This is a genomic window from Vibrio sp. YT-19(2023) (genome assembly GCF_033337395.1).
The window spans coordinates 1-684 of record NZ_JAWOQN010000533.1; the positions used below are offsets into that span (position 1 = coordinate 1).

At 46.3% G+C, this 684-nt stretch carries 1 protein-coding gene; it reads left to right on the top strand.

The window, feature by feature from the left end; translation table 11 throughout:
- The coding region (locus R7E78_RS26955) for an ABC transporter permease (RefSeq protein ID WP_318058719.1) at window positions 1–684 on the top strand (684 nt) is incomplete at both ends.

Below are 684 nucleotides of genomic sequence, written 5' to 3' on the forward strand. Positions count from 1 at the left end.
TAAAGTAAGTCCATTAACTCAAAAGAAAATCCGTCACTTTAAAGAAATTAAACGTGGTTATTGGTCGTTTGTGATCTTATCTATCATGTTGATTCTTTCACTATTTGCCGAGCTGTTAATCAACAGTAAAGCGTTGATCGTGAAGTACGATGGTAGTTATTACTTTCCGGTTGTCAGTGACGTTCGTTTAGGTAGCGAGTTTGGCCAAGAGTCTTCAAGTGAAGCTGAGTACCGGGTTCCCCAACAAGTCTTGGAGGAAGAGGTGGGGGGCAACTTTGTGATTCTACCTATCGTTCCTTGGAACCCATACGAGCAAGACTTCAGTGGCGATTTCCCTCCGACCGCGCCAAGCGCCGAGAATAAACACTATCTAGGTACTGACGTTATTGGTCGCGATATTTTAGCGCGCTTGGTGTATGGCTTCCGTACTGCGATGGGGTTTGCGTTGTTAACGATGGCGGTGTCCTACGCTATTGGTACCGCTGTAGGCTGTGCCATGGGCTTCTGGGGAGGCAAGTTCGACCTATTTGTCCAACGTTTGATTGAGGTTTGGTCAATGGTGCCATTCCTGTACGTCATTATGATTTTGGTGTCCATCGTTCAACCGACTTTCACGCTCTTTGTCGCCATCAACGTGTTGTTTGGATGGATGGGGATGACATGGTACATGCGTACCATGACTTA